Source organism: Bradyrhizobium cenepequi, from assembly GCF_020329485.1.
Classification (GTDB): Bacteria; Pseudomonadota; Alphaproteobacteria; order Rhizobiales; family Xanthobacteraceae; genus Bradyrhizobium; species Bradyrhizobium cenepequi.
On record NZ_JAGKJI010000015.1, the window covers coordinates 31,392 to 56,040 of the forward strand.

Consider the following 24,649-nt stretch of genomic DNA (forward strand, 5'->3'; position numbering starts at 1 on the left):
CCTCTCAGATCGGCACGGTCTTCTGCGGCCGCCTCCACCACACCCACGACGCGACGATCAGCCGGGTAAGCGTGAACGCGGTGAAAACCGTGGTGATGATGCCGATCCCGAGCGTGACGGCGAAGCCGCGCACCGGGCCGGTACCGATGTAGAACAGCACCGCGGCCGCGATGAAGGTGGTGATGTTGGAGTCGAGGATGGTCGCAAGCGCGCGCTTGAACCCGGCGTCGATTGCCGAGATCGCGTTGCGCCCGCCCCGCAGTTCCTCGCGGATACGCTCATAGATCAGCACGTTGGAGTCGACCGCAATGCCGATGGTGAGCACGATGCCGGCGATGCCGGGCAGCGTCAACGTGGCGTTCAGCAGCGACAACAGGCCAAAGATCATCGCGACGTTGACGGTCACTGCAATGTTGGCGAACACGCCGAACAGCCGGTAGGTCAGCAGCATGAACACGATGACCAGGATCGAGCCGACATAGGCCGCCAGTTCACCCTTCTCGATCGAATCCTGGCCGAGCCCCGGACCGACCGTGCGCTCCTCGATCACGGTCAGCGGCGCCGGCAGCGCGCCGGCACGCAGCAGGATCGCAAGATCGTTGGCGGACTGGACGGTGAAGTTGCCCGAGATCTGGCCCTGCCCGCCGGTGATCGGCTCGCGGATCACGGGCGCGGAGATCACCTCATTGTCGAGCACGATGGCGAAGGGCTGGCCGACATTCTCGGTCGTGGCCTGGGCGAATTTCCGCGCGCCGGAGGTGTTGAAGCGGAAACTTACGATCGGCTCGCCAGTGCGCTGGTCGAATCCCGGCTGCGCATCGGTCAGGTCGCCGCCGGAGACCAGCACCTGCTTCTTGATCACGTACGGGATCTTCGGCGTCGACGCGCTCATCAGGATTTCGGACTCAGGTGCAACCCTGCCCTGCTGGGCCTGATCGGGCGGCACCGAGGTGTCGACCATGCGGAATTCCATCTTCGCGGTCTTGCCGAGCAGTTCCTTCAGGCGTGTCGGGTCCTGCAGACCCGGCACCTGCACCAGGATGCGGTCGGTACCCTGGCGCTGGATCACGGGCTCGACGGTGCCGAGCTGGTTGACGCGGCGCTCGACGATCTGGATCGATTGCTCGATGGTCTGCCGGATGCGCTCGGTGATCGCGGCCTGCGGCACGGTCAGGCGGATCAGCCCGCCGCCGGCATCGGACACTTCGAGGCTGCGCTGGCCGCTGGAACCGAGCAAGCCGCCCAGCGGCTGCGAGAGCTCGCGCAGTTTGGAGAGCGCAGTCGGGAGATCCGTCTCGCGGCTGATCCGCACCTCCACCACGTCATTGCGCGCGTTGAGGCCGGTGTAGCCGATCTTGGCGTCGCGCAGCGTGCGCCGCACATCGTCGCGGATCTGGTCGAGCTTCTCTTTCCTCACATAGTTGGAATCGACCTCGAGCAGGAGATAAGAGCCGCCCTGCAGGTCGAGGCCGAGCACCAGACGCCGCTGCGCCCATCCCGGCCAAGTCTTGACCTGGGATTCCGGGAAGAAGTTCGGCACGGCGCAAAGGCACACCACGAGCGCCGTGAGAATGATTCCCAGCGCCTTCCACCGCGTGAAATACAACATCGGGTTGACCTGTCAGATCAGAAAATGCGGCGCGACAATCAGCTCGCTGACGTCTCGTCCTTGGCCTCGGCCTTTTCCTTCGCCGGCTCGCCCTTGGCGCGCACGCCGGAGATCATCTGCCGCATCTGCCGCACCCGGACGCCATCGGAGATTTCGAACTCGATCTGGTCGTCGTCGACCACCTTGGTCACCTTGCCGACGAGGCCGCCCGAGGTCACGACGGTGTCGCCGCGGCGGATGTTTTTGACGAGCTCGGCATGGTCTTTCACCTTCTTCTGCTGCGGGCGCAGAATCAGGAAGTACATGATCACGAAGATCAGCGCGAACGGCAAAAGCGACATCAACATGCTGTTGGCATCGCCGCCGGCGCCAGCCTGGGCAAACGCAGGAGTAATCAGCATTCGGACAATCCTCGTGAAACGGGAAAGGACCGGCGACGCCTGGCGCGTCAAGCCCGGTCCGGGGCAAATTCGCGCGGACTATAGCGGCGGCCAGCCCAATTGCAACGTTAACAGACCCTCATTTAGGCCGCTTGCAGCAGCCGCCAAGGCCCGTTAAAGGCTGCCCCTTCAGGAACTGCGCAAATGTCGAAAAAAGCCAAAAAATCAGCGCCTCGCGCCATGCCCAAACTGGCCTCCCAAGGCCCCCGCAAAACCGCGACAAAAGGTCCGGCAAGCGAGCCCAACGCCGACACCGCCGAGCGGATCGCGAATGCCCTGGAGGAGATCGCGCGCCACCTCTCCGCCGCCACCCCGGACGCGGATGCAAGCGGGCAGCTTGCTGCGGCCGATGCCTTCGTCTGGCATCCGGACGGACGGCTCGCGAAGGTCGCCCGCGTCAGCCGCGTCGAGATCTTCCTGCTCAAGGGGATCGACCGGATGCGCGACATCCTGATCGACAACACCGAGCGCTTCGCCAATGGTCTGCCCGCCAACAACGCGCTGCTCTGGGGCGCGCGCGGCATGGGGAAATCATCCCTGGTGAAGGCCGCACATGCCAGCATCAATCTTGACCGCAAGCCTGCGGATCGGTTGAAGCTGATCGAGATCCATCGCGAGGACATCGAGAGCCTGCCGACGCTGATGGAGGTGCTGCGCGCCTCTGATTTCCGCTTCATCGTGTTCTGCGATGATCTCTCCTTCGACGGCAATGACGCGTCGTACAAATCGCTGAAGGCGGTGCTGGAAGGCGGCATCGAGGGACGTCCTGAGAACGTGATCCTCTATGCCACGTCCAACCGGCGGCATTTGCTCGCGCGCGAGATGATCGAGAACGAGCGCTCGACCGCGATCAATCCCGGCGAAGCGGTCGAGGAGAAGGTTTCTTTGTCCGATCGCTTTGGCCTGTGGCTCGGCTTCCATCGCTGCAACCAGGATGAATATCTCGCAATGGTCAAAGGCTATTGCGACCATTTCGGCATCAAGATCGGCGACGAAGAATTGGAGCGCGAGGCGCTGGAATGGTCGACCACCCGCGGCTCCCGCTCCGGCCGTGTCGCCTGGCAGTTCACGCAGGAATTGGCCGGCCGGCTTGGTGTGAAGCTGAGCGCGAAGTAGCCGCAAGTTCCGCGAGACTGATAGCCGTCATTCCCCGCGAAGGCGGAGAGTCCAGTACGCCGCGGCCTCTCTGCTCAGCTACGACTGTCTCTGGAATACTGGATCGCCCGGTCAAGCCGGGCGATGACAGCGTCTCTGTCGTGAGAAGTCCCGCGAGTTCCTGCCTCACGCGCCGTTGAGGAATTGCAGCGGGTCGACGGGGGATGATCCCTTGCGGATCTCGAAGTGAAGCTGCGGCGAACTCACCTCTCCCGACTGGCCCGACTTGGCAATCACTTGGCCGCGCTTGATCGTATCGCCGCGCTTCACCAACAACTCACTCGCATGGGCATATGCGGTGACGTAGCCATTGGAGTGCCGCACCAGGATCAAATTGCCATAACCCTTCAGCTCGTTGCCGGAATAGGCGACCACGCCATCCTCGGCGGCCTTCACCGGCGTGCCCTCAGGCACCGCGAGGTTGATGCCGTCATTGGCCTTGCCGTTGGTCTTGGAGCCATAGCCGGTGATGACCTTGCCGCGGGCCGGCCAGCGGAAGGTCGGCAGCGAGCTGGTGGTTTCACTCGGCTTGATCGCCGCCGGCTCCGGCGCCGAGGCCGGCTGTTCGACATTCACCGCGGGCTGAACCAGGCGCGCGGCCTGTGGCTGTGCGGCAGCGACCACCTTCGGTGCCGGAGCGGCCGGCGCGGCAGCAGGGGCCGGTGCAGGCGCCGGCGCTGCGGGCGCAGCGGCCGCGGTCTTGGTGCCCGGGACGGTCAATTTCATGCCAAGGCTGAGCTTGGCCGACTGGTCGAGGTGATTGGCCCTCGCAAGCTCGGCCGGCGAGATGTGATGCTGCCGCGCGATGCTGTGCAGCGTGTCGCCCTTGTTGACGTAATGGGAGCGCCCACCCGTCGCCGCAACGGCGACCGGCTTGCTCGCCGGCGGCGCCACGGCGGGCGCCGGTGCAGCCGCGACGGCAGTCGGACGCGGGATGATCAATTGCTGGCCCGGCGACAGCGTGCGCGGCCCCTTGTAGCCGTTGGCGCGCAGGATCTCTGCGGTCGAGACGTTGTAGCGCTTCGATAGCACCTCCAGCGTATCGCTGGTGCCGACGATGATTGTGGTGCCGCCGTGGGCGGCGGGCGCACGCGCTACCGACTGCGGCACGGTGGCCGTCGTCTCAAGACGGGGCGGCTGCTGCGGCGGAGCGTAGGACGCCACACCCCTTCCGCCCCCGGACACGCCGGAGCTCGACACCGGATAGGATTGCGGCGCAGCAACCGGCGGCGGCAACGGCTGGGACTGATAGGGCTGCGACTGCGGATACGACGATTGCGGCCGCGCATATTGCGGCAACTCACGTCGCTCGACCGGCTGCTGCGGCACCGAGCCGGTCGACTGAGGCTCGAAGGCGAAGGGGTTGTTGGAGTAGGAGTTTTGCGAGAAGCGCGTCGACATGTCGGCGCTGCACCCGGCAAAACCGAACGACATCAGCGCCAGCACCGCCACCTGCGGCACACGGCGCGAGCGAAGCAACTCAACGACAGCGGACATGGTTACTCACTCGTACGCAACAAAATACTGTTTTGAGTAAACACGTACCGAGTAAATAACGCCTTAACCTTCTGAACAAGGCATTGGCGCGAGGCAGCAATCCCCAAATCCTACAGTTCCCGGGCCACCCCCGGCAGGGCCGGGACAAAGCGCACGTCGACCAATTCCTTGCGCTCGAAGCCGGTCTCGGTCCTGATCACGCGAACGAGCGTCTGGGTACCGTGGTGTGGTCCGACCGGCGCGATCAGCATGCCGCCTGCCTCGAGCCGCTGCAAAAGCTTCTCCGGAATTTGCTCCATCGCCGCGGTGACGATGATGCGGTCGAAATCGCCGGCGCCCGCGGGCACGTCGAAGCCGTCGCCGAGCATGACCTCGATGTTGTAGTAGCCGAGCTTCTCCAGCCGCTGGCGGGCCGTATCGGCCAATGTGCGGTAACGCTCGATCGTCAGCACATGCTTGCACAGCCGCGAGAGCACCGCGGCCTGGTAGCCGGAGCCCGTGCCGATCTCGAGCACCCGGTGATCCCTGTTGAGCTGAAGCTGTTCGGTCATGTAGGCGACCACGAAGGGCTGGCTGATGGTCTGCCCGCAGGCGATGCCGAGCGCGGCGTCGCGGTATGCATGATCGCGGTCATTCGGCTCGACGAAGCACTCGCGGGGCACCTCCTCCATCGCACGGAGCACCGACAGGTTGCTGACGCCGCGTCGCCTGAGCGTGAGCTGAAACATCATTTTCTCGGGCGGCTCAGATGTGGTGGCCATAGCGGGTCTCGTAAGCTTGCTGCTGCGGCACGGTTGCCGAGCGCGATCTTAGCCGATTAATGCCACTCCAATTCGAAATCCCGCGTTAAGGAAAAAATCCCTCACAACTCCGTTCCCGCTGCGGAACCATCGGCACGGCACGGCGTTGGCGAGCAAGAATTCTACACCCCATATGATCGGCAACGACGCACGATCGAGGCTCTGCGAGGCGAGCATGAGTGCGAACGTTTACGTTGCGCCTGCGGCGGATATTTGCGAACGTGCCGCGGGGACAGGCAAGGATTCCGACATGACTGCCACACGGCCTGAGGGCTGTTCTGTGTTTCTCGTCGAAGACGAGGTCATGATCCGGATGATGGTCGCCGATATGCTGGAGGAGCTGGGTCACAGCGTGGCGGCCGAGGCCGGCGAAATCTCGGAAGCGGTCAAGCTCGCCCAATCGACCGAGTTCGACCTCGCGATCCTGGACGTCAATGTCAACGGCAAGGTCATCACGCCCGTCGCCGAATTGATCAATGCGCGCAACCGTCCCTTCATTTTCGCCACTGGCTATGGCTCTTCTGGTCTACCGGAGGAATATCGCGATCGCCCAGCGCTGCAGAAGCCATTCCAGCTTGAAACGCTCGCCCAACTGATCGACAGCACGCTGAAGAGCGCGCCGGTTTAAGCGTCAACGAACGCGATTACGTAGCCCCGATGGAGCGAAGCGCAATCCGGGAATCTCGTACGCTTCGCTCCATCGGGGGCTACGAGGCTTACTTCAGCGTCGACGTCAGCGTTTCCGAGAACGCTTCATCGGTGCGATCAAGCCGCAATGGCGTCACCGACACGTAGCGCGCCGCAAGCGCTGCGAGATCGGTGCCTTCCGCGGGCGGGTCCATCATGGCGGTGCGCTCGAAGCCGATCCAGAAATACGGATTGCCGCGGCCATCGCGGCGCTCATCGATCTTCAAGAAGCCGAGATTGCGCTTGCCCTGCCGGGTGACGCGGATGCCCTTGACGTCCTCCGGCGCGCAGGCCGGAAAATTGACATTGATCACGGTATTCCTGGGGATGCCGGCATCCATCACCTTGCGCACGATGTCGGGGCCGAATTGCAGAGCGGTGTCCCAGAGCGGCCTTTCACGGGTCTCGAGGCTGAATTCCTGCGACAGCGCAAATGACGGCAGGCCCAGAATGGTGCCCTCGAGCGCGCCGGCGATGGTGCCGGAATAGACCACGTCCTCGGCGACGTTTCGGCCCTTGTTGACGCCCGACAGCACGAGATCCGGCAGTTTAGGGCTCAGGATATGGCGCGCGCCCATGATGACGCAGTCGGTCGGCGTCCCCCTGACGGCGAAGTGGCGCGGACCGATTTCGCGCAGCCGCAAGGGATCGTTCAGCGACAGCGAATGCGACACGCCGGACTGGTCGAGTTCGGGCGCCACGATCCAGACATCGTCGGACAAAGCACGTGCGATCTGCTCGACGATCTTCAACCCGGGCGCGTGGATGCCGTCATCATTGGTGCAGAGAACTCGCATCCGCTCAAATTGCCTCGTTCAATTCCTGGTAACAATCGCCTGAAGGCCCTCTTAACCGGCAAACGCCGCAGAGGCAAACCCCCGTGATTGCGGGTTCTTACCGCTTCATCCGGACGCGCCAGGGACGCAGGAATTTGGCGCTGCCGGCAATCTTGAGCTGAAATCCCGCCGTTTTCGGCGGTAGCTGCTTAATGACCTCTGCCATCGCAATCTCGACTTTCTCGGCGAGCGGCGGCTCAGGCACCGAATCGACTTGAGCCGGCGCCGGCGGCTTCCTGTGGCGCTGCCGCGCGACCGAAAGCCCCTTGGCAAAATCAACGGGATTGAACCATTTCTGCGCGCTCAGATCTCCCGCGATGTCCTTGTCCCAGAGCCGCGCGATCCCGATATCGAACTTTCCGCCGTGTCGCTGATCGATGAGCTGCATCCCGAAACCGGTGACGGCCCACTGCCGTCCGATCCAGTAGATGTCGCGATGCAGCGCCATCCTTGCACGTTCACTTCACTTGTCGTGCTCGATCACTTTCGAGCCGCCCACATAGGGCTGCAGCACGTCAGGAACGGCAATCGAGCCGTCCTGCTGCTGATAGTTTTCCATCACGGCGATCAGCGCGCGGCCGACCGCGGTGCCGGAGCCGTTCAGCGTGTGCACGAAGCGCGGCTTGCCGTCGCCGGCGCGGTAGCGCGCATCCATTCGCCGGGCCTGGAAATCGCCGCAGACCGAGCAGCTCGAGATTTCACGATAAGCTCCGCCATCGCCCTGCCCCGGCATCCACACTTCGATGTCGTAGGTCTTTTGCGCGGAGAAGCCCATGTCGCCGGCACACAGCGTCATCACGCGATAATGCAGGTCGAGCTGGCGCAGCACTTCCTCGGCGCAGGCCAGCATCCGCTCATGCTCGTCGCGGCTCGTCTCCGGCGTCGTGATCGAGACCAGTTCGACCTTCGTGAACTGGTGCTGGCGGATCATGCCGCGCGTGTCGCGGCCGGCGGCGCCCGCTTCGGCACGGAAGCAGGGCGTCAGCGCCGTCAGCCGCATCGGCAGCTCTTTTTCGTCGACGATGGATTCGCGGACGAGGTTGGTCAGCGAGACCTCAGCGGTCGGGATCAGCCCGAGGCGTTCGCTCTTCAGCCGCTCCTCATCCGCCGCCAGTAACTCGCCCTTGATCGCCCAGAACTGATCGTCCTCGAATTTTGGCAATTGCCCGGTGCCGAACATCACCTCGTTGCGCACAAGGAGCGGCGGATTGATTTCGGTATAGCCGTGCTCGTTGGTATGGAGGTCGAGCATGAATTGCCCGATCGCCCGCTCCAGCCGCGCCAATCCCTTCTTCAGCACGACGAAGCGCGCACCCGATAATTTCGCGGCCGCCTCGAAATCCATGTAGCCAAGAGCACCGCCGAGATCGTCATGCGGCTTCGGCGCAAAGCCGTACTGACGCGGCGCGCTGAACACATGGTGCTGCACATTGCCGTGCTCGTCGACGCCGTCGGGCACGTCGTCCGCCGGCAAGTTCGGTAGCGCGGCGAGTTGCGTGTTCAGCTCCTCGTCGGCCGTCTTCGCGGCGGCCTCGAGCTGCGGCAGCGAGACCTTGAGCTCGGCAACTTCGGTCATCAGCTTCGCCGCGCGCGCTTCGTCCTTGGCTTTCTTGGCCTCGCCGATCTCCTTTGACGCCGCATTGCGCCGGGCCTGCGCCTGCTCCGACGCCAGAATTGCCGCACGGCGTTTCTCGTCGATCGCAAGCAGCGACGGCGACAGCGGCGCAAACCCGCGCCGTTTCATTCCGGCGTCGAAGGCTTCGGGGTTGTCGCGGATTGCTTTGATGTCGTGCATGGCGGAGATTCCTGGGACTTGGCCGGTTAAGGCGCGTTTCCAGTACCACGACCGTCATCGTCCGCGAAAGCGGGCGATCCAGTATTCCAGAGACTGCCGTGGCTAATCGAGAGGCCGCCGCTTACTAGATACCCGCCTGCGCGGGTATGACCGCCGGTTTGGAGGATGCCTACTCCGCCGGATTGGCGGCGTTTGGCGGGCTGCCGGTCGAGGTTTGGGCGGCCTTCCTTTCCACTATGCGGACGGCGATGATGGCTCCCTCATAGAGCGCCAGCAGAGGGATCGCGAGCGAGGCCTGGCTCAAGATGTCCGGCGGGGTCAGGACTGCGGCAATGATGAAGGCGATGACGATGAAATAGCGCCGCTTTTCGCGCAGCATTTGGGACGTCACGATGCCAATGCGGCCGAGCAGCGTCAGGATCACCGGAAGCTGGAACGCGATGCCGAAGGCAAAGATCAGCGACATCATCAGCGACAGATACTCGCCGACCTTGGGCAGAAGCTGGATCTGTGCCGTCTCGTCACCGCCCATTTGCTGCATGCCGAGCGAGAACCGCACCAGCATCGGCATCACCACGAAATAGACCAGCATCGCGCCGGCCACGAAGAACACCGGGGTCGCGATCAGGTATGGCAGGAACGCATTGCGCTCGTGCCGATAGAGCCCGGGCGCCACGAACTTGTAGATCTGGGTTGCGACGATCGGGAACGAGATGAAGCCGGCGCCGAACAGCGCAAGCTTGAGCTGGGTGATGAAATATTCCAGCAGCGCGGTGTAGATGAATTTCGAATTCTCAGGGCCGGCAACCCAGACGAACGGCCATACCAGTACGTTGTAGATCTGCTTGGCGAAGAAGAAGCAGAAGATGAAGGCCACGCCAAAGCCGAGCAGCGCCTTGATCAGCCGCGAGCGCAGCTCGATCAAGTGGTCCATCAAGGGCGCCTTGCTGCCTTCGATGTCTTCGGCGCTCATGACGCTTTAGCGCTCTTTTGCACGTCGGGCACCTCAGGCGCGTCCTGCAGCGCTGCCGGCTGCTGTTGTGCCTCTTTGACGATCGCGAGCGGCTCGTTCGCCGCCGCGTGCATCTCGGCTTCGACAAAGGTCTCCGGGGTAGGCGTGGCCGGCGTCGTGGGAATGACCGGCATCTCGCTCGCCGAGGTCAGCGACGTGGGGGCGGCCGGCGCATCGGAAGGCTTGGGCTCCGCAGGCTTCTCGATGTCGCCAATCTGCAGGGCGTCGTTGACGTCCTTCTGCAACGACGTCATGACGTTGCCGTTGGTGATGCCGGTGGCGGCTTCCTTGACGTCGTCAAAGCCTTTCTTGAGTTCGGCCATCTCGGCCTCGCGCATGGCCTCCTGGAATTGACCCTGGAATTCGGCGGCCATCCGGCGCGCCTTGCCCATCCACTGGCCTACCATCCGCAGCACGCCGGGGAGTTCTTTCGGGCCGATGGCGATCAACGCGACAACCGCGACGACGACCAGTTCACTCCACCCGATGTCGAACATGAAAGATTCCGCTCACGCACACAAATAACCCCCACCCTTGTAACAGGATTTGGGAGTGCGCGCGTTTTTTCTCAACGAACGTCCATTGCGTTTTCAAGCGAAAGTGGGCACCGGCTCGCGTGAAGAAAACGCGTCAGACAGAGCCTTAGACAGCCTTGCTACCGACGTCCGACCGTGCCGACGACGGCGCCGCGTTGTGATCGATGGTCTTCACCGGCTCGGCGGGCTTTTCTGCAGTCTTGTCATCGTCCTGCATGCCCTTCTTGAAGGCCTTGATGCCTTGCGCGACATCGCCCATCAGATCGGAAATCTTGCCGCGGCCGAACAGCAGCAGGACCACTGCGATCACGACGATCCAGTGCCAAATGCTAAGAGAACCCATCCTGCAAACCCTCCAGAGGTGACCGGCGCACCGGCCTAAGTTTCGAGCGGAAGGTATGCCCGCGGGGTGTCAAAAACAAGGACTTAAGCCGCGGCAAATCGCTGTCGCGGCTACGCAATATTGCTACCGTTAAGCTACGGCGTTCCGGTTGCACCGGTCAGGCTGAATCCTTTCCGCCGCCGTCCTCCGGCTCGGCAGCCGGCGCGAGGAACAGTTCCAGATTGTCGCCGGGCTCGAGCGGATCCTCATCCTCGCGCAGCGTCGGATCGTCCGATGGCGTCGGGACATTGAAGCCGGAGGGCAGGCGCGAATCCAGGAGGCCAGTTCCCTTCAGCTCGTCCAGACCGGGCAGGTCGCTGAGCGCTTCCAGGCTGAACTGCGAGAGGAACGCGTCCGTCGTGCCGAAGGTCAGCGGCCGTCCCGGCGTCTTGCGACGCCCGCGCGGGCGGATCCAGCCGGTTTCCAGCAGCACGTCTATGGTGCCTTTGGAGGTGACCACGCCGCGGATCTCCTCGATCTCGGCGCGGGTCACCGGTTGATGATAGGCAATGATCGCCAGCACCTCGATCGCCGCACGCGACAGCTTCTTGGTCTCCGTGCTTTCGCGCGTCATCAGCCAGGCGAGGTCGCCGGCGGTGCGGAACGTCCACTTATTGGCGACCCGGACGAGATTCACCCCGCGCGGGGCATACTCCGCCTGCAGTTGCGCCAGCGCGGCCTTGACGTCGACGCCCTCGGGCATGCGCTTGGCCAAGGCGGCCTGGTCGATCGGCTCGGCGGAGGCGAACAACAGGGCTTCCAGCAGCCGCAATTCCTCAGGCCGGGCTTGCGGATCGGTGACATGGTCCTCGGCATCTTCCACGCGCTTTTCCGCCACGCTTGCCATGGCTCGGTCTCCTTCTTCCACTTACTCGGCCGTAAGGTCCGGCGCGGTTGCACCGGGCGCTTGCGGCAAACGCTTTCGAAAATAGAGCGGCGCAAACGCTCGGCTCTGGTTCAGTTCCATCTCGCCTTCCCGCACCAATTCCAACGCGGCAGCGAAACTCGACGCGAACACGGTTGCCCGCTGTGACGGTTCGACGACATAGCTCATCAGATATTCGTCGAGGCAGTTCCAGTTCTCGGCGTCGGCCGCACCGACCAGCCGCTCCAGCGAGGCACGCGCTTCGGCGAGCGACCATACCGTCCGCTTGGCCAGATGCACGCTGGCCAGCACCCGCTGCTGCCGCTGCACGGCGTAAGCCGTGAGCAGGTCGTAGAGAGTCGCTGTGAACTTGGGGTGCTTGATCTCAGCGATCGACTCCGGATTACCGCGCGGAAAGATATCGCGCTGGAACTGCGGCCGGTTCATCAACCGGTTCGCCGCTTCGCGGATTGCCTCGAGCCGCCGCAGCCGGTTGGCGAGCGCGGTCGCCATCTCCTCGGCGGTCGGCCCTTCCGCCGCCGGCGGCTCCGGCAACAACAGCCGCGATTTCAGGAAGGCGAGCCACGCCGCCATGACGAGATAGTCGGCGGCAAGCTCCAGCCGGATCTTCCGCGCCGCCTCGATGAACTGCAGATATTGGTCGGCGAGCGCCAGGATCGAGATCTTGGACAGGTCGACCTTCTGCTGCCGCGCCAGCGTGAGCAGGAGGTCGAGCGGGCCCTCATAGCCGCCGACATCAACGACCAGCGCCGGCTCGCCCTCGCCGATTTCAGCCGGTCGCCCGGTCTCAAACGACAGAATTTCCGCGGTCATGCCGTACCTACTTGTCCTATCAAAGCATCCAGTTCGGCCCGTGCTGCCAGCCGGTCGAACGGAAGCGGCGGCTTTCGCGCTGCCAGCGCGCGCTCGGCGCGCTCCAGCGCCTCGCCGGTCAGTTCCGGCGCCTCGCGCGCGACTTCGCGCATCTCATCGAGCTTGCCGTTGCAGTGCAGGACCATGTCGCAGCCTGCGTCGATGATGGCCCGGGTCCGCTCGGCGATCGATCCCGAGAGCGCATTCATGGACACGTCATCACTCATCAACAAACCCTGGAACCCGATACTATCGCGAATCACCTGTTGGATGATTGTCGCAGAAGTCGTCGCCGGTTGGGCGAGGTCCAGCGCGCTAAACACAACATGTGCAGTCATCGCCATCGGCAGGTCCGCAAGCGGCCGGAACGCCGCAAAGTCGGTCCCTTCCAATTCGGGCCCGGGTGTATCAACGGTCGGCAGCCGGAAATGGGTGTCCGCCGTGGCCCGTCCATGGCCCGGTATATGTTTCAGCACCGGTAAAACGCCACCCTGCTCCAACCCTTCCGTGACGGCACGGGCGATCGCGGCCACTTTGGCCGGATCGGTTCCATACGCGCGGTTCCCGATCACCGCGTCGGCGCCTTTTACCGGCACGTCCGCCAGCGGCAAACAGTCGACCGTGATCCCGAGGTCCGCCAAATCAGCGGCGATCAGCCTGGCGCTGAGCCGCGCCGCGGTCAGCCCGAGCTGCGAATCACGATCGTACAGCGCGCCGAATACCGCCCCGGCGGGATAAACGGGCCAATGCGGCGGTCCAAGCCGCTGAACCCGGCCGCCCTCCTGATCGATCAGGACCGGCGCGTCGGGCTGCCCCACAATTAAGCGGTATTCACGAACAAGTGCAGATACTTGATCGAGACTTTCGACATTGCGCTTGAACAGGATGAAACCCCACGGCCGCTCGGCGCGAATGAATTCGCGCTCGGCGTCGGTCAGTTCAAACCCGGATACGCCCGTGATGAATGCGCGGTTTGTCATGCGGCCGATTAGGCCGCATGTATCCTGAGCGTCAAGGAAACCGCCGTTAATTCCTTTGGATGAGGCACTGCGGCCCGCCGGCGGCCTTCAGGTTATTGCAAACATGCGTCGCCTGATCGAGGGAACTGAACGGACCGGCAAAGGCCCGGTAGTACACCCCCTTCTCGCCGAGATCGACGCGCTTCACGAGCAGCGATTGCGAGCCGAGCACATTGGGATACTTGCTCTGCAGCGCCCGGTAGGAGGCCTGAGCATCCGCCTCGTTACGCTGTGAGGAGACCTGAACCACATAGCCGCCGCCCCCGCTGCTCACGCTTGCCGAGGGATTGGTCGAGGCGACCCGGGTCGGGGCCGGATCGGGCTGCGGCGTCCCGGGCGCCAGCGACAGCGGCGTATTGGCACTCGCGTTCGCGGAGGCGGGGCTGCCGTGTGACGGGCTCGGAGACGCAGTTCGTGTGGCAGGCGGCTTGGCTGGCGGAGGCGGCGCTGACGCCGGCACGCCGGCTTCCGCCGCATCACCCTTGACCGAGAGCGTACGGATCCGCCGCGGTTCGTTGTTCGGCAGCGTGCCACTCGTCGTCATCGGCGAAGGAGCCGAGGGAGCGACGCTCGCCACTGGCGGCGGGTTGGCATTCTGGTTCAACGGCGGGAATACCACGCGGGGTCCGGAATTGGAGGTGACGTCGACCGGCGTCTCCTCGCGCGAGACGAGTTTTTCCATGCCATCGCCAGACGCCACGCGGTCAAGCTCCTTGCCGGCACCGTCCGGCTGCGCCGGCATGACCTTGGTCGGTGTGTTGTCGGCCTTGATGATCGGCGGTTCGCCGCTGCGAGGCGACCCCACATAGGTGCGGTAGGCAAAGGCTGCACCCGTACCCACCACTGCAAGCGCGAGCACGGACGCGACCGTCATCAGTCCGCTGCTGCGCTTGCGCGGCGGAGGTTCTTCCTCCTCATAAGCGGCGCTCTGATAGGCGTAGGGATCATCGGGGTACGCGGCTTCGCGCTGGAAATCCTGCTCGCCGGCCTCGATCTGGCCGTAAAGCGCATCGTCGTAGCGCGACAGATCGGGCTGTTGCGCCGGCTCCTCAAGCGGCAACTCCTCGCGATATTCCGGCGCCGGTGCCGCGGCGTGCTGCGCAGCATACCGGTGCAGCGGGTGCACGGCGCTCGGCTGAATGTCCGGCTCCTCATAGTCCTGCGATGGCGCCACATACTGCTGCGGTGGCGCGACCTCATGGCGGGTACGCTGCATCCAGGGCGGCGGGCCGGCCGGCAGGTCCACCTCCTCATCTTCAGGCTCCGGCTGATAGGCCTGCGGGCGAACATTGGCCCGCGACTGCAGCGGATGCGGCGCCGGCTGCGCCCTGGGCGGCGTAGCGGCAAACGGATCGGCCTGTCCGATCAGCCGCGCCAGTTCGGCCAGCGGGTCGTTTTCGGCCCGACCCGCGGCATTGGCGCCGCGATCATAATCGTGGTCGGCGGGAAAAGGTCGGTTTTGATATCGATCAGCCATCGTGATCATGCATCCCATTTGGGACAGCGCCAAGTCGCCAGCAACTTCCTGGTACGAACGAATTGGTCCCTGCCAAATACCCCCACGATCCCCATCGCGAGAGGCTTCGCCCCTGCTACCGCATCTCGGTTGGGGCCTGGACGCCTAGAACAGCTAGGCCCGATGCCAGAACCGAGACGACGCCCTGAACCATTGCCAGTCGCGCCCTTGTGATCTCTGCATCATTATTGATAATGAAGCGTAAATAGGGCAAATCGCCCCCTTTATTCCACAGCGCGTGAAATTCGCTGGCCAAATCATACAGATAGAAAGCGATTCGGTGCGGCTCATGCGCGACCGCCGCAGCCTCGATCATGCGCGGATAGAGCGCCAATTGCTTGAGCAGGCTGAGTTCGGACGGGTCGGACAGCCGTTCCAACGCCGCGTCAGCAAGATACTTCCGCCGTGCGCCGTCCTCGTCCGGCAGGTCGGGTAGCACGCCCTGCTGGCGCGCGTTGCGGAAGACGGAATGACCGCGGGCGTGTCCGTACTGAACGTAGAACACGGCATTGTCCTTGGTCTGCTCGATCACCTTGGCAAGGTCGAAATCGAGCACCGCATCGTTCTTGCGGAACAGCATCATGAAGCGCACCGCATCCGAGCCGACCTCGTCGACGACTTCGCGCAGCGTCACGAACTCGCCGGCGCGCTTCGACATCTTCACCGGCTCGCCATTGCGCAGCAGCCGCACGAGCTGCACGATCTTCACGTCGAGCTCGGCTTTCCCTGCGCTCACGGCTTTCACCGCCGCCTGCATGCGCTTGACGTAGCCGCCGTGGTCGGCGCCGAACACATCGATCAGGTTGTTAAAGCCACGCTCGAACTTGTTGCGATGGTTGGCGATGTCCGACGCGAAATAGGTGTAGGAGCCGTCCGACTTGATGAGCGGACGATCGACATCGTCGCCATAGGCAGTGGCGCGAAACAGCGTCTGCTCGCGATCCTCGTAATCCTCGACCGGCTTGCCCTTCGGCGGCGGCAGGCGGCCGTCGTAAATGTCGCCCTTGTCACGCAGGAAATCGATGGTCTCGGCAACCTTGTTGTTGCCGGTCTCGATCAGCGAGCGCTCGGAGAAGAACACGTCGTGCTTGATGTTGAGGGCGGCGAGATCGTCCTTGATCTCGGCCATCATCATCGCGATCGCTTTGTCGCGCACGATCGGCAGCCAGGCAGCCTCTCGCATCGAACGCAGCTTGTCGCCGTATTCCTTGGCAAGCGCCTGCCCCACGGGCTTCAGATAGTCGCCGGGATAAAGTCCTTCCGGAATCGCGCCGATGTCCTCGCCCAGCGCCTCGCGATAGCGGAGATAGGCCGAGCGTGCGAGCACGTCGACCTGGGCGCCGGCATCATTGATATAATATTCGCGGATGACGTCGAACCCTGCGAACTGCAGCAGGCTGCACAGCGCATCGCCGAACACCGCGCCGCGGCAATGGCCGACATGCATCGGCCCGGTCGGGTTGGCCGAGACGTACTCGACATTGACCTTTTCATTGCCCCCGACTGCAGTTTGCCCATAGGCAGCACCCTCGCGCAGCACGACGCGCAGCGCATCGGTCCAGACGGTGGGCTTGAGGGTCAGGTTGACGAAGCCGGGGCCGGCGACCTCGACCGATGCCACAAGTTCGTCGGCGCGCAATTTGGCCGAAATCTTTTCGGCGAGATCGCGCGGCTTGGCCTTGGCTTCCTTGGCGAGCACCATCGCGGCGTTGGTTGCCATGTCGCCATGGCTGGCCTCGCGCGGCGGCTCGACCACGACCCGCGAAAGCTCGATGCCACCGGGCCAATTGTCTTCGGTCGCGAGCGCGGCGCAAATCGCATGTACGCGCGCGAGCACATCGGCAAAAAGATGCGGAGAAGCTGGTTTGTCGGCCATGGGCGCCGCCTAACGCAAATCCGGGGTCGAGTCAAAAAGCCTGTTATGCTCGATGAGCGCGTAGCGGTCGGTCATCCCGGCAATGAAATTGCCGATCCGCCTGGCGCGTTCCGCCTCAGTCTCCGCCTCCCTGCCCTCCACCCATTCAGGTGGGAGGTCTCCTGGGGATTCCCGGTAGCGGGCGAACAAGTCGAAGACGATCTGTTCGGCATCGTCCATCACCCGCATCACCCGCTTATGGCGGTACATCCGCTGCCAGAGGAAGGCCTTGATCTCCGCCTCCTCCTGGGCAACGACCGGCGGGAAGGCAATCAGCGGTCCATTGTGACGGCGCACATCGTGGGCGGATTGAGGCTGTGCTGCGTCGAGCCGCCGGCTCGCCTCGGCGAACACCGCGCCGATGAAATGCGAGATCAATTCGCGCACCAGTTCCGCGCCGCGCCGGACTTCGTCCAGACCGGGATAGTGCCGGTCGATTTCGGCGATGACTTCCGCGGTCAGCGGCATCACCTTGAGCTCGTCGACCTTGAACAGTCCCGCGCGCAGGCCGTCATCGATATCGTGGGCATCGTAAGCGATGTCGTCGGCGAAAGCGGCGACCTGGGCTTCGAGCGAGGCAAAGCTCCATAGATCCAGATCGTAGGTCTGGTTGTACTCAAAAATACCGATGGGGATGCCGCCCGTCTCGCGGTAGCGCCCGGCCGGCGCGCCGCTGCGCTCGGTCAGTGGGCCATTGTGCTTGACGATGCCCTCGAGCGATTCCCAGGTGAGATTGAGCCCGTCGAATTCGGGATAGCGGTGCTCCAGTGCGGTGACCACGCGCAGCGTCTGCGCGTTGTGATCGAAGCCGCCATGGGGTTTCAGGCACCTGTCCAGCGCCCGCTCCCCCGCATGGCCGAACGGCGGGTGCCCGAGGTCGTGCGCGAGCGCCAAGGTCTCCGTCAGGTCCTCATCCAGCCCGAGCTGTCGGGCCAGCGCGCGGGCGATTTGCGCGACTTCCAGCGAATGGGTCAGCCGCGTGCGGTAGTGGTCGCCCTCGTGGAACACGAAGACCTGGGTCTTGTACTTCAGCCGCCGGAACGCGGTGGAATGGATCACCCGGTCGCAATCCCGGCGGAAGGCGCTGCGGGTCCTGCTCGGGCCCTCCGCGAACAGCCGCCCGCGGCTGCGATCGGGGTCGCAGGCATAGGGCGCGCGGGGAGCTGCCATTCCGACCGACACGGTTTTTTAGTCCTTATCCATTTGATTCCGCTTCCTTCCGCACTTAACTATGGTGACGGCGGGATACCAAATGAAATGGGTATGACGCAGTTTTGGAGATTGCCATGACTGACTCTGTCACCATCAGCGAGCGGGCCGCCCGCCGGATCGGGCAAATCCTCAAGAGTGAGGGTGATGGTGCGATGCTGCGCATTTCGGTCGAGGGCGGCGGCTGTTCCGGCTTCCAGTACAAGTTCGACGTCGACCGCGCCCAGGCCGAAGACGATCTCGTGATCTCCCGTGAGGACGCGGTGGTCCTGGTCGATTCGGCCTCTGCGCCATTCCTGGCAGGGTCCGAGGTCGATTTTGTCGACGATTTGATCGGCGCATCGTTCCGCGTCGTTAACCCCAACGCGACCGCCTCCTGCGGCTGCGGCACCAGCTTCTCGATCTGATTAGCCCTCCCTCAACGTAGCGCGAACAACGCGCGGGCATTGCCGTACGCGATCTTTGCGGCAATGTCGGGCGGTAGCTGATCGAGCCAGGCGCGGTAGCCGGCCATGATGTCGCCGTAGCTTGCCCAGCGTTCCGCCACCCAGGTGTCGGAGCCGAGCAGGAAGCGGTCGGAATGGCGCTCAAACAGCGCGCGCCATTCCGCCGTCAGCTTCCCTGCCCCGTCGACGATGCCGCCGCGATAGGACAGTTCGCCCCACAGGTTCGGATACTTGCCGAGTATGGCGGCGACGCGATCGGTCGGCAGGCCAAAGCCGGTATGCGCCCAGATGATCTTGGCGCGCGGGTTATGCCGCATCAGGATCTCGACGGCTTCCTGATCGGCGTGCGCGTGCAAATAGAGATCGTGGTCGACGGCGAAATCGACGGTCTTTTTCACCCACTCGCTATCAGCCGCCTTGCCTGACAAATGAAATTCGCCGATGCCGCGGTAGTAGCCGCGCTTGAACTCCTCCTGCACGAGGTCGAAGATATCAGGATCGCCAAACCAGGTCTGGATGTCGGCGCGGACACGGTAGGGCCGGATGAACGGCACCACCTCGAGGCCTTCGGCCTTGGCATCGACCAGCGCATGGGTCCCGGTATTGGGACGGCTGGTGGCGATGATGCCGGTGATGCGGTGCTTCCTGAACAGCGCCAGCACTTCATCGAGCTTGTAGGTGGGCGTCGGCTCCCAATTGTAGTGCAGATGCGCGTCGAAAATTTCGATCGGCTCGGCCGCGCGTGCCGGCGCGCCGATTGCTGCGAACCACAGGGCGGCGGCAAATCCAACCGCCCACATTGCACGAGGGAGCATCATCACTCCGCCGCCACCACGTGTGGCCGGTCCTCGCCGCCCTCCTCGAGCTGCGGCTCGAGCCTGCGGCGCAGCCGGCGGTCGATGCGGTCGAGATAGATGTAGATTACCGGCGTGATGAACAGCGTCAGCAGCTGCGAGACGCAGAGGCCCCCGACCACGGCCACGCCAAGCGGCTGGCGCAGCTCGGCGCCTGCGCCCGCACCGAGCGCGATCGGCAGCGTACCGAAGATCGCGGCAAACGTCGTCATCATGATCGGGCGGAAACGCAAGAGCGCCGCTTCACGGATCGCATGTTCGGCGCTCAATCCCACGCGACGACGCTCGAGCGCAAAGTCGACCATCATGATCGCATTCTTCTTGACGATGCCGACCAGCATCACGATGCCGATCATTGCGATCACCGACAGCTCCATGTTGAACAGCATCAGCGTCAGGATCGCGCCGATGCCGGCCGACGGCAGGCCGGAGATGATCGTGATCGGATGGATGAAGCTCTCGTAGAGAATGCCGAGGATCACGAAGGCCGCGAACACTGCAGCGAGGATCAGGACGCCCTGCCCGCGCAACGAATCCTGGAATACCTGTGCGGTGCCGGAGAACCCGGTCGCGATCGTCGCCGGCAGGTTCGAGCTCTGCTCCAGCGCGGTAATCTGGTCGACCGCATGGCCCAGCGAAGTGCCGGGCGCGAGGTTGAACGAGATCGTCACCGCCGGCTGCTGGCCCTGGTGGTTGATTTGAAGCGGCCCGACCGACGGCACCAGCCTTGCGACCGCATCGAGCGGAATGGTCTGGCCGCTCGCGGTCTTCATATAGAGCTTGGACAGATTGGACGGATCAACCCGGAACTCCGGCTGCACCTCCAGGATGATCTGGTAGTCGTTGGAGGGCATGTAGATGGTGCCAACCTGGCGCGAGCCATAGGCATTGTAGAGCTGGTTGCGCACCTGATCGACGGTGATGCCGTAGACCGCAGCCTTCTCGCGATCGATGTCGACCGTCATCTGCGGGTTCTTGATGTAGAGATCGGTGGTGACGTCGAGCAGGCCCGGGATCTTCTCGATCTTGTCGCGCATGTCAGGCGCGATCCGGTACAGCGACTCGGTGTCGCCGCTCTGCAGCACATATTGATACTGGCTCTTGGAGACGCGGCCGCCGATGTTGAGGTTCTGGACGCTCTGGAAGAACGCCTGCATGCCCGGGATGGCGCGGGCCTGCTGGCGCAGCCGTCCGATCACGACGGTCGCGTTGTCACGCTCCTTCTGCGGCTTCAACGCGATGAACAGGCGGCCGTAATTTGCGGTCGGGTTGGGCCCGCCGGAACCAACGGTCGAGTTGACGTAGTCGACCGCAGGATCAGTCCGAAGCACGTCGACCAGCGCCTGCTGGCGCACCTTCATCGCTTCGAATGAGGTGTCGGTGGCAGCCTCGGTCACGCCGATCAGGAAGCCGGTGTCCTCCTGCGGGAAGAAGCCCTTTGGCACGATCATGTAGAGATAGAAGGTGCCAGCGAGCGTCGCCAAGGTGACGGCGAGCATCAGCGCCTTTTTCGCCAGCACCCAGTCGAGCGTCCATTCATAGGCTCGCAGCAAGGCGTCGAACATCGCCTCGAACGCCCGAAGCACGACATTCGGGCGCTTGGTCTCGTCATGGGCACGCAGCACCCGCGCGCACAGCATCGGCGTCAAAGTCAGCGACACGAACCCGGACACGATGATCGCGACCGAGATGGTCACCGCGAATTCGCGGAATACGCGGCCAACAATCCCGCCCATCAGGAGCACCGGGATGAACACGGCGATCAGCGAGAAGGTGATCGAGATGATGGTGAAGCCGATCTCGCGTGCGCCCTTCAGAGCCGCCTCAAACGGTCGCATGCCGCGCTCGATGTGGCGGACGATGTTCTCCAGCATGACGATGGCGTCGTCGACCACGAAGCCAACCGACAATGTCAGCGCCAGCAGCGTCATGTTGTTGACGGAGTAATCCAGCGCATACATCGCCGCGAAGGTCCCGAGCAGCGATATCGGAACCGCGAGCGCCGGAATGACCGTGGCCCATAGCGAGCGCAGGAACAGGAAGATCACCATGATGACCAGCGCGATCGCGATCAGCAGGGTTTCCTCGACGTCGTTGACCGCCTGCCGGATCGAAACCGAGCGGTCCATCATCACCTGCATGTTCACCGAGGGCGGGATCGAGGCACGTAGCGCGGGCAGCTTCGCCAACACGGAATCGACCACTGCTACCGTGTTGGCATCGGGCTGCTTCTGGATCGCGAGCACGATGGCGCGCGTGTCGTTCAGCCAGGTCGCGACCTTGTCGTTCTCGACGCTGTCATAGATCTTTGCGATTTCGTCGAGCCGGACCGGAGAACCGTTGCGCCAGGCGACATAGATCTGCCGGTAGTCGGCCGCCTTGTCCATCTGGCCGGAGGCCTGCAGCGCGACGTCCTGCTTCGGCCCGTTCAGTGTTCCGACGGGCGTCGAGGAATTGGCGCGTGACACCGCCGCCCTGACGTCCTCGAGCGAGACCCCGCGCGCCGCTGCGGCCACGGGGTCGGCCTGGACCCGGATGGCGAATTTCTGCGCACCATAGATCAAGACCTGGGCGACGCCCGGAAGCTGCGACAGCGCTTGCCCAACGGTGATGTCGCCATATTCATTGACGGTCGAGAGCGGCAGTGTCGCCGAGTTCAGCGAAATGAAGAGAATCGGGAACTCCGCCGGGTTCACCTTGCGGAAGCTCGGCGGTGTCGTCATCTCGACCGGCAGCCGGCGCTGGGCGATCGTCAGCGCGGTCTGCACGTCGAGCGCCGCGGCGTCGATGTTGCGGTTGAGATCGAACTGGATGGTGATGACGCTCGTGCCCTGCGAGGAGTTCGAGGACATCGAGGAGATGCCGGCGATTGTCGAGAGCTGCCGCTCGATGATGCCGGCGACCGAGGCCGCCATGGTGTCAGCGCTCGCGCCCGGAAGCGTCGCGGTCACGGCAATGGTCGGGAAATCGACTTTCGGCAGCGCCGAGACCGGCAACAGGCGGAAGCCGAAGATGCCAAAGGCGATGATCGACGCGGTGATCAGCGTCGTCATCACCGGCCGTCGGATGCAAAGCTCGGGCAGCGACATCGCTATCTAAGCCCCGGCCTTGCGGGCGCGCGGCTCGGCCCGTACACCATCCGACAATAGCAACTGGCCGTCGACGACGACATCCTCGCCGCCGGAGAGCCCCTCAGCGATGACCGAGAACCCGCCAAAGGTGCGGTCGACCTTGACCGGGATGACCTTGGCCACGCCGTCCTTCACGGCGAAGACATAGTTGCCGCTCTGGCTGCGCTGGACCGCGACCGTCGGCACTACCACGGCGTCCTCGCTACGGATGATCAGCTTGGTCTGCACCAGGATGCCCGGCCACAGGGTCTCGTTTCCATTGTCCATGATGCCGCGGACGGTCACCATGCCAGTGGTCGAGTCCACGGTGTTCTCGACCATCGCCACCTTGCCCTCTTCCGAGCGCTTGTGCCCTGGGATGGTCGCAATCACCTTGGACTCGCCCCTTGCCATGGCGTCACGGAGGTCGGCCAGCACCCGCTGCGGGATCGCGAAGGTGACATAGACCGGCGCCATCTGATTGATGGTGGCGAGCGGCTGTGTGTCGGCGGGGCGCACGAAATTGCCGACCTTCACATTGGCGGCGCTGATGCGGCCGGCAAACGGCGCGCGGATGACGGTGTAGCTTTTCTGCACGCGGAGATTATCGAGCGCGGACTGGTCGGCCTTGATGGTGCCGATCAGGATGTCGGACTGGGTCTTGGCATTGTCGACATTGACCTGGGTGGTCGCGCCCTTGGCGACGAGATCGTTGTAGCGGCGGAGATCGCGCTGCGCGCCCTCGAACTGTGCCCGGTCCTTGGCCAGCACGCCCTCGGCCTGCTCGATCTGGGCGTCGATTTGCCGCGCATCCAGCGTGAACAGCAGGTCGCCCTCATTGACCTTGGCGCCGTCCTCGAAATGCACGCCAATGATCGTGGTCTCGAGCCGCGACTTCAGCGCCACGCTAGCCATCGGCGTCACGGTTCCGATGGCATCGACATCGACCGGCACCGATCGCCCTTCTGCTTTGGCAAGCTCGACCGAAACCGCGCGCGGCCGCTGCGGCGCTTGCGCGTTCGCGCCGCCACTAACCAGCCACGAAGAGCGGGTGGCGTAGGCGGCCGCGGCGGCGATGCCGATGACGCCTGCAACGAGAATCAAATTACGTTTCTTCATGCTTTTTGCTCGTCTGCCGGCCCACAACGGCCGGGACGACCCAATCCTGCCCCTTGCCTGCCCCTCGACGGCGCAATTTGCGCCATTATTTTAAATGGTTATCACAACCGCACGACAGATGGTATGCCACCCGCGGAAATTGCGACTATAGGTCCCCTCATGCGCATCGCGACGTGGAACGTCAATTCGATCCGGCAGCGGATCGAGCCCCTCCTCACCTGGCTGAAGGAGTGCTCCCCCGATATCGTCTGTCTGCAAGAAATCAAATGCACCGACGAAGCCTTTCCGCGGCTGGAGATCGAATCGCTCGGCTACAACGTCGTCACCCACGGTCAAAAGACCTTCAACGGCGTTGCGCTGCTGTCCAAGCTGCCGTTCGACGAGACCAAGTCGGGCCTGGCCGGCGATGATGAGGATGCCCACGCCCGCTTCCTCGAGGGCGTCGTCACCCACAAGCACGGCGTGCTCAGGATCGCCTGCCTCTATCTGCCCAACGGCAACCCGGTGAACAGCGACAAATATCCCTACAAGCTCAAATGGATGTCGCGGCTTCTTGAGTATTCGAGGGACCGACTTAAAGCAGAAGAGCCACTGATCCTTGCCGGCGACTTCAACGTGATCCCTGCGGCGCTGGACGTCTACAACCCGGCGGCCTGGCTCGAAGACGCTCTATTCCGCCCGACCACCCGTGAAGCGTTCCAATCCCTGCTCGGCCTCGGCTTGACCGACGCGCTGCGCGCGGTCACCGATGCGCCTGGTCAGTACACGTTTTGGGACTATCAGGCCGGGGCGTGGCAGAAGAATTGGGGCTTGCGGATCGACCACCTCTTGATGTCGCCGCAAGCCAGCGACCGGCTGATCGATGTCGGGGTCGACAGCTATGTCCGCACCTGGGAAAAACCATCAGATCACGTGCCAGTCTGGGCCGATCTCGACTTCGAGGCCGCCTGAGGCGCGACGAGCTGTTGAGCTAG

General features: G+C 63.7%; 23 protein-coding genes. 4 read left to right on the forward strand and 19 right to left on the reverse strand.

The features are described from left to right. Positions 1-4: 4 nt before the first annotated feature. Positions 5-1,609, reverse strand: a complete 1,605-nt coding sequence (gene secD, locus J6497_RS17695; RefSeq protein ID WP_225705558.1) for a protein translocase subunit SecD — start codon at positions 1,607-1,609, stop codon at positions 5-7. 38 nt (positions 1,610-1,647) lie between these two features. Further along, positions 1,648-2,010, reverse strand: coding sequence for a preprotein translocase subunit YajC (gene yajC, locus J6497_RS17700; protein ID WP_225705559.1), 363 nt, complete (start codon positions 2,008-2,010; stop codon positions 1,648-1,650). Between the two features lie 183 nt (positions 2,011-2,193). On the opposite strand from yajC, the gene J6497_RS17705 reads away from it, so the two are divergent. Further along, on the forward strand, positions 2,194-3,165 hold the full coding sequence (locus J6497_RS17705; protein WP_225705560.1) for an ATP-binding protein: 972 nt from the start codon (positions 2,194-2,196) through the stop codon (positions 3,163-3,165). 165 nt (positions 3,166-3,330) lie between these two features. On the opposite strand, the gene J6497_RS17710 is transcribed toward J6497_RS17705, so the two are convergent. Together J6497_RS17710 and J6497_RS17715 are read right to left on the reverse strand one after the other, a co-directional pair. After that, positions 3,331-4,701 (reverse strand): peptidoglycan DD-metalloendopeptidase family protein, encoded by a 1,371-nt coding sequence (locus J6497_RS17710; RefSeq protein WP_225705561.1) that lies wholly within the window; start codon positions 4,699-4,701, stop codon positions 3,331-3,333. 110 nt (positions 4,702-4,811) lie between these two features. Continuing rightward, positions 4,812-5,462: a protein-L-isoaspartate(D-aspartate) O-methyltransferase gene (locus J6497_RS17715; RefSeq protein WP_225705562.1), complete on the reverse strand. Its 651-nt coding sequence runs from the start codon at positions 5,460-5,462 to the stop codon at positions 4,812-4,814. A gap of 289 nt (positions 5,463-5,751) precedes the next feature. Between J6497_RS17715 and J6497_RS17720 the strand changes: the two genes are divergently transcribed. Then, on the forward strand, positions 5,752-6,129 hold the full coding sequence (locus J6497_RS17720; protein WP_225122443.1) for a response regulator: 378 nt from the start codon (positions 5,752-5,754) through the stop codon (positions 6,127-6,129). Positions 6,130-6,217: 88 nt separating this feature from the next. On the opposite strand, the gene surE is transcribed toward J6497_RS17720, so the two are convergent. The 12 genes from surE to J6497_RS17780 all read right to left on the reverse strand — a co-directional run bounded on the left by surE (position 6,218) and on the right by J6497_RS17780 (position 18,119). Next, the gene (surE, locus tag J6497_RS17725; protein ID WP_225705563.1) at positions 6,218-6,985 is read right to left on the reverse strand and encodes a 5'/3'-nucleotidase SurE; all 768 of its coding nucleotides are present in this window, start codon (positions 6,983-6,985) and stop codon (positions 6,218-6,220) included. A gap of 97 nt (positions 6,986-7,082) precedes the next feature. After that, positions 7,083-7,472, reverse strand: a complete 390-nt coding sequence (locus J6497_RS17730) for a hypothetical protein (RefSeq protein WP_225705564.1) — start codon at positions 7,470-7,472, stop codon at positions 7,083-7,085. 15 nt (positions 7,473-7,487) lie between these two features. Beyond that, positions 7,488-8,819: a serine--tRNA ligase gene (gene serS, locus J6497_RS17735; protein WP_225705565.1), complete on the reverse strand. Its 1,332-nt coding sequence runs from the start codon at positions 8,817-8,819 to the stop codon at positions 7,488-7,490. 169 nt (positions 8,820-8,988) lie between these two features. After that, the gene (gene tatC, locus J6497_RS17740; RefSeq protein WP_225705566.1) at positions 8,989-9,792 is read right to left on the reverse strand and encodes a twin-arginine translocase subunit TatC; all 804 of its coding nucleotides are present in this window, start codon (positions 9,790-9,792) and stop codon (positions 8,989-8,991) included. Beyond that, entirely contained in the window at positions 9,789-10,328 is a 540-nt protein-coding gene (tatB, locus tag J6497_RS17745) for a Sec-independent protein translocase protein TatB (protein WP_225705567.1), read from the reverse strand. Before tatB ends, tatC begins: the two co-directional genes overlap by 4 nt. A 145-nt stretch (positions 10,329-10,473) precedes the next feature. Beyond that, positions 10,474-10,710, reverse strand: a complete 237-nt coding sequence (locus J6497_RS17750) for a twin-arginine translocase TatA/TatE family subunit (protein ID WP_225705568.1) — start codon at positions 10,708-10,710, stop codon at positions 10,474-10,476. 157 nt (positions 10,711-10,867) lie between these two features. Next, positions 10,868-11,596, reverse strand: a complete 729-nt coding sequence (gene scpB / locus J6497_RS17755) for an SMC-Scp complex subunit ScpB (RefSeq protein ID WP_225705569.1) — start codon at positions 11,594-11,596, stop codon at positions 10,868-10,870. A 21-nt stretch (positions 11,597-11,617) separates the two neighbouring features. After that, entirely contained in the window at positions 11,618-12,448 is an 831-nt protein-coding gene (locus tag J6497_RS17760) for a segregation and condensation protein A (protein ID WP_225705570.1), read from the reverse strand. Next, positions 12,445-13,467 carry a beta-N-acetylhexosaminidase gene (nagZ, locus tag J6497_RS17765; protein WP_225705571.1) on the reverse strand — a complete coding sequence of 341 codons (1,023 nt, stop codon included), beginning with the start codon at positions 13,465-13,467 and terminating at the stop codon, positions 12,445-12,447. Before nagZ ends, J6497_RS17760 begins: the two co-directional genes overlap by 4 nt. A 46-nt stretch (positions 13,468-13,513) precedes the next feature. Beyond that, a complete protein-coding gene (locus J6497_RS17770) occupies positions 13,514-14,983 on the reverse strand; it encodes an SPOR domain-containing protein (protein ID WP_225705572.1) in 1,470 nt (489 codons plus the stop codon). Positions 14,984-15,098: 115 nt separating this feature from the next. Further along, positions 15,099-16,898 carry an arginine--tRNA ligase gene (gene argS, locus J6497_RS17775; protein WP_225705573.1) on the reverse strand — a complete coding sequence of 600 codons (1,800 nt, stop codon included), beginning with the start codon at positions 16,896-16,898 and terminating at the stop codon, positions 15,099-15,101. Positions 16,899-16,907: 9 nt separating this feature from the next. Beyond that, positions 16,908-18,119 carry a deoxyguanosinetriphosphate triphosphohydrolase gene (locus tag J6497_RS17780; RefSeq protein WP_225705574.1) on the reverse strand — a complete coding sequence of 404 codons (1,212 nt, stop codon included), beginning with the start codon at positions 18,117-18,119 and terminating at the stop codon, positions 16,908-16,910. 104 nt (positions 18,120-18,223) lie between these two features. Between J6497_RS17780 and erpA the strand changes: the two genes are divergently transcribed. Beyond that, positions 18,224-18,553 (forward strand): iron-sulfur cluster insertion protein ErpA, encoded by a 330-nt coding sequence (erpA, locus tag J6497_RS17785; RefSeq protein WP_225705575.1) that lies wholly within the window; start codon positions 18,224-18,226, stop codon positions 18,551-18,553. Between the two features lie 11 nt (positions 18,554-18,564). On the opposite strand, the gene J6497_RS17790 is transcribed toward erpA, so the two are convergent. From J6497_RS17790 to J6497_RS17800, 3 genes are read right to left on the reverse strand one after another with little or no spacing between them, the layout of a single operon-like run. Next, on the reverse strand, positions 18,565-19,407 hold the full coding sequence (locus tag J6497_RS17790) for an amidohydrolase family protein (RefSeq protein ID WP_225705576.1): 843 nt from the start codon (positions 19,405-19,407) through the stop codon (positions 18,565-18,567). 2 nt (positions 19,408-19,409) lie between these two features. Then, on the reverse strand, positions 19,410-22,535 hold the full coding sequence (locus J6497_RS17795; RefSeq protein ID WP_225705577.1) for an efflux RND transporter permease subunit: 3,126 nt from the start codon (positions 22,533-22,535) through the stop codon (positions 19,410-19,412). A 6-nt stretch (positions 22,536-22,541) separates the two neighbouring features. Then, complete coding sequence (locus J6497_RS17800) at positions 22,542-23,675, reverse strand: efflux RND transporter periplasmic adaptor subunit (RefSeq protein ID WP_225705578.1); 1,134 nt, start codon at positions 23,673-23,675, stop codon at positions 22,542-22,544. Between the two features lie 159 nt (positions 23,676-23,834). On the opposite strand from J6497_RS17800, the gene xth reads away from it, so the two are divergent. Next, positions 23,835-24,626 (forward strand): exodeoxyribonuclease III, encoded by a 792-nt coding sequence (xth, locus tag J6497_RS17805; protein WP_225705579.1) that lies wholly within the window; start codon positions 23,835-23,837, stop codon positions 24,624-24,626. The last annotated feature ends 23 nt before the right edge of the window (positions 24,627-24,649 follow it).

What these genes read in the sequence shown, in the direction of transcription:
- J6497_RS17795 (WP_225705577.1), bottom strand. Translation starts at nt 22,535, where the DNA reads ATGTCGCTGCCCGAGCTTTGCATCCGACGGCCGGTGATGACGACGCTG.
- J6497_RS17770 (WP_225705572.1), bottom strand. Translation starts at nt 14,983, where the DNA reads ATGGCTGATCGATATCAAAACCGACCTTTTCCCGCCGACCACGATTAT.
- yajC (WP_225705559.1), bottom strand. Translation starts at nt 2,010, where the DNA reads ATGCTGATTACTCCTGCGTTTGCCCAGGCTGGCGCCGGCGGCGATGCC.
- tatC (WP_225705566.1), bottom strand. Translation starts at nt 9,792, where the DNA reads ATGAGCGCCGAAGACATCGAAGGCAGCAAGGCGCCCTTGATGGACCAC.
- surE (WP_225705563.1), bottom strand. Translation starts at nt 6,985, where the DNA reads ATGCGAGTTCTCTGCACCAATGATGACGGCATCCACGCGCCCGGGTTG.
- tatB (WP_225705567.1), bottom strand. Translation starts at nt 10,328, where the DNA reads ATGTTCGACATCGGGTGGAGTGAACTGGTCGTCGTCGCGGTTGTCGCG.
- nagZ (WP_225705571.1), bottom strand. Translation starts at nt 13,467, where the DNA reads ATGACAAACCGCGCATTCATCACGGGCGTATCCGGGTTTGAACTGACC.
- serS (WP_225705565.1), bottom strand. Translation starts at nt 8,819, where the DNA reads ATGCACGACATCAAAGCAATCCGCGACAACCCCGAAGCCTTCGACGCC.
- J6497_RS17790 (WP_225705576.1), bottom strand. Translation starts at nt 19,407, where the DNA reads ATGCTCCCTCGTGCAATGTGGGCGGTTGGATTTGCCGCCGCCCTGTGG.
- J6497_RS17705 (WP_225705560.1), top strand. Translation starts at nt 2,194, where the DNA reads ATGTCGAAAAAAGCCAAAAAATCAGCGCCTCGCGCCATGCCCAAACTG.
- argS (WP_225705573.1), bottom strand. Translation starts at nt 16,898, where the DNA reads ATGGCCGACAAACCAGCTTCTCCGCATCTTTTTGCCGATGTGCTCGCG.
- xth (WP_225705579.1), top strand. Translation starts at nt 23,835, where the DNA reads ATGCGCATCGCGACGTGGAACGTCAATTCGATCCGGCAGCGGATCGAG.
- J6497_RS17750 (WP_225705568.1), bottom strand. Translation starts at nt 10,710, where the DNA reads ATGGGTTCTCTTAGCATTTGGCACTGGATCGTCGTGATCGCAGTGGTC.
- secD (WP_225705558.1), bottom strand. Translation starts at nt 1,609, where the DNA reads ATGTTGTATTTCACGCGGTGGAAGGCGCTGGGAATCATTCTCACGGCG.
- J6497_RS17800 (WP_225705578.1), bottom strand. Translation starts at nt 23,675, where the DNA reads ATGAAGAAACGTAATTTGATTCTCGTTGCAGGCGTCATCGGCATCGCC.
- J6497_RS17710 (WP_225705561.1), bottom strand. Translation starts at nt 4,701, where the DNA reads ATGTCCGCTGTCGTTGAGTTGCTTCGCTCGCGCCGTGTGCCGCAGGTG.
- J6497_RS17715 (WP_225705562.1), bottom strand. Translation starts at nt 5,462, where the DNA reads ATGGCCACCACATCTGAGCCGCCCGAGAAAATGATGTTTCAGCTCACG.
- J6497_RS17760 (WP_225705570.1), bottom strand. Translation starts at nt 12,448, where the DNA reads ATGACCGCGGAAATTCTGTCGTTTGAGACCGGGCGACCGGCTGAAATC.
- scpB (WP_225705569.1), bottom strand. Translation starts at nt 11,596, where the DNA reads ATGGCAAGCGTGGCGGAAAAGCGCGTGGAAGATGCCGAGGACCATGTC.
- J6497_RS17730 (WP_225705564.1), bottom strand. Translation starts at nt 7,472, where the DNA reads ATGGCGCTGCATCGCGACATCTACTGGATCGGACGGCAGTGGGCCGTC.
- J6497_RS17720 (WP_225122443.1), top strand. Translation starts at nt 5,752, where the DNA reads ATGACTGCCACACGGCCTGAGGGCTGTTCTGTGTTTCTCGTCGAAGAC.
- erpA (WP_225705575.1), top strand. Translation starts at nt 18,224, where the DNA reads ATGACTGACTCTGTCACCATCAGCGAGCGGGCCGCCCGCCGGATCGGG.